Genomic DNA, 3,218 nt, shown 5'->3' on the forward strand with positions numbered 1-3,218 from the left:
CCCCAGACATTGGTGCCAAAATTACCGGAGAATTGATTATTAAATTTCCTATTTGAAGAGGTATAAGGTTCTTTTTCATAATAACATAATGCTATACCAACTTTTCTTTTCCTTTTTTGAAGTAGAATATAAGGATATTTGTGTTTCCGGTATGAGCTCACATAACAGCCCATTTTTCAAATCTTCCTTCTATTGTTCATCTTTTATGAGTGCTTCCTTTGAACTTATTGTATCTTTTTGTTATGGATAACATATTAGTTCTACGGACACTAACTAAATTTTAATGAATTTTGAAAATAAAGTCAATTGTACTGATCTTAACGTTTATTAGTGATATAAGTAAGGACATTGAGTATTAAAGGCTTTTGAGGTACAGTAACAATGTTGGTAGTAATGCAATATATGCATGACATAAGATATATACGAAAAAAACCTGAAGAATTTGAGAAGATTATGAGGGAAAGAGGAATTAAAGAGTTTACTGTAAGAGAGGTATTAGAAATTGATCAAGAAAAAAGATTATTGACTACTAAATTACAAGATTTAAATAGGCAACTTAATGAAGTTACAGAGGAAATAAAAAAACTTAAAATGAGCAATAGCCCTTGCGAAAAGCAAATAAAATTGTCAAGAAGTATTACAAGTGAAATAAAGGTGATTAGCTTAAAGGAGCAANTAGAGAATGACAGGTTGGTGGATATCTTATTTAGTTTACCAAATATTCCTATGCAAGATATACCAATGGGTGAAGGTGAGAGTTCTAATTTAGAGATGAGAAAGTATGGAGAAAAAAGACAATTTGGTTTTATAGCAAAGTCTCATTATGAACTCGGGGAAGGGTTGAATTTGATGGATTTCGAACAAGCGACGAAAATTTCTAGGTCAAGGTTTGTAGTGTTGAAAGGGAAATTAGCCAAGCTTGGACGAGCATTAATAAATTTTATGCTTGAAATGCATGTTAATGAATTTGGCTATACTGAAGTATATCATCCAATTTTAGTGAAGAATGAGGCGATGTATAACGTTGGCCAGCTGCCTAAATTTTCTGATGATTCATATTTAACTACCGATGAGTTAAGATTGATTCCTACAGGTGAAGTTGTTTTAACAAATTTAGTTGCTGGTAAAATAATAGAAGAAAAGGAACTGCCTATTCGTTTTGCTGCGTATTCAGAGTGCTTTCGTAAAGAAGCTGGCAGTGCAGGGCGGGATACAAGAGGTATGATAAGACAACACCAATTTGGTAAAGTAGAATTGGTAAGTATCACAACTGAAAGCCAATCAAACGACGAACTTGAACGCATGACAAGTATTGCTGAGGAGATATTAAAAAGATTAGAATTACCATATAGAGTGATGCTGCTATGTAGTGGTGATATGGGTTTTGCTGTGCAAAAGACTTATGACATAGAAATATGGTTGCCTGGACAAAATAAGTACAGAGAAATATCAAGTTGCTCCAGTTGTGGTACATTTCAGTCAAGAAGAATGAATACTAAATATTCTTTAGAAGCTGATAAAAGGGTGAAAAAATACGTTCATACTTTGAACGGCTCAGCCTTAGCTATAGGAAGGACGATTATTGCTATAATGGAAAATTATCAGAATTCTAACGGGTCGATTGCAATACCAAGCGTGTTGCAAAAGTATATGAGTAATGATACTGTTATAGACAAGTAATGGTTTAAATATGTGGAAAAACGAGGAAATTAAAGATGAAGGTTCTGGTTGTGGGTTCTGGTGGACGTGAGCACGCTTTGCTTTGGGCTCTCAAAAAGTCTCCTATCTTAACTGGGTTGTATGTCGCTCCTGGGCGAGCAGCTGTGAGAAATCTTGGGGTTCTTGTAAACATAAATATTAAAAACCCAATTGATGTTACACGATTTTGCAAAAGAGAAAATATAAAGTTAGTTATCATTGGCCCAGAACAACCAATAATTGATGGTCTTGCTAACAACTTAGTTGCAGAGGGAATAAATGTTTTTGCTCCAAGTCAAGCTGCTGCGAAACTTGAAGCGTCAAAATCCTTTACCAAGATGCTGTGCAAGCAATATGGTATACCAACTGCTAAGTATGAGTGTTTTATTGATGAGGGATTAGCTAAAAACTTTATACTCAGCAATAAAATAAAATTTCCACTTGTGGTAAAAGCAAATGGGATTGCTGCAGGGAAAGGTGTGATAATATGTAATAGAGAAAGCGAAGCTTTTGTAGCAATAGATTCGATGCTGGTAGAAAAGAAATTTGGTGAATCAGGTGAGGAAATAGTTATAGAGGAATTTTTAGTTGGGGAAGAGATAAGTTTTTTTGTTCTTGTTGATGGGTTGAAAGTAGTAACTCTTGGATGTGCGAAAGATTATAAAAGGGCTGATGAGAGTAATGATAGCCAGAATACTGGAGGTATGGGATCATACTCATCACCTTCGATTATAAGTAAGGATATGGAACAAAAAATTATCCAAAGAATAATATACCCGACAATTCAAGCACTGGCTAATATGGGAACCCCTTATCGTGGAGTGCTTTTTGCTGGTTTGATGATTTGTAAAAATGACCCAAAACTTCTTGAGTATAATGTTAGATTTGGTGATCCAGAAATACAATCTATTTTGCCTAGATTTGATAAAAATTGTGATTTGTTAAAATTGATGTTATCAGTTGCAGAAGGAAAATTAAGTTCCAAAATAGTGGAACTCACCAACAAAACTATAATTTGTGTAGTTGTTGCAAGTAAGGGCTATCCAGGTAATTATCAAACAGGAGAAGTAATTAAAGGATTGGATGAAATTGAAAGCATTCCTGGTATATTGGTGTTTCATGCTGGTACTAAATTGGATAAAAGTGGTAATTGGATTTCTGATGGTGGAAGAGTATTAAATGTAGTAGGAGAGGGGAGTACTTTAGAGGAAGCTAAAAATAAAGTATATTCGGCGTTAAATTTTCTGCGATGGCCAGGAGGATTTTTCAGGTACGACATTGGTAGTTAGTATATGCTGTATATTAAAGATTAAAGTCAGGAGTTTTGATTGTTTTTCTTAAGTGTATTTTGGTGTGCTAGATACATTATTGAAGTGGCAATGAAATTGGGGAAAAATTTATAAAAGCATCTAAATTAATTTTATTCAACTTATGAAACTTTCTTAACATTTTAGGAATGTGTGTTTTTAGTGGAATAGAAAAATATTTAGGTAAAAAAGGGTAGAAAGAGTTAAAGACTA

General features: G+C 33.8%; 2 protein-coding genes. Both read left to right on the forward strand.

Annotated features, from left to right (window positions below; all coding sequences use genetic code 11):
* The first annotated feature begins 402 nt into the window (after positions 1–402).
* Positions 403–1,680 carry a serine--tRNA ligase gene (gene serS, locus HSX44_RS00095; RefSeq protein WP_275602387.1) on the forward strand — a complete coding sequence of 426 codons (1,278 nt, stop codon included), beginning with the start codon at positions 403–405 and terminating at the stop codon, positions 1,678–1,680.
* 35 nt (positions 1,681–1,715) lie between these two features.
* Positions 1,716–2,987: a phosphoribosylamine--glycine ligase gene (gene purD, locus HSX44_RS00100; RefSeq protein WP_275601773.1), complete on the forward strand. Its 1,272-nt coding sequence runs from the start codon at positions 1,716–1,718 to the stop codon at positions 2,985–2,987.
* Positions 2,988–3,218: the final 231 nt, after the last annotated feature.

The organism is Wolbachia endosymbiont of Onchocerca gibsoni, assembly GCF_029169405.1.
GTDB lineage: Bacteria > Pseudomonadota > Alphaproteobacteria > Rickettsiales > Anaplasmataceae > Wolbachia.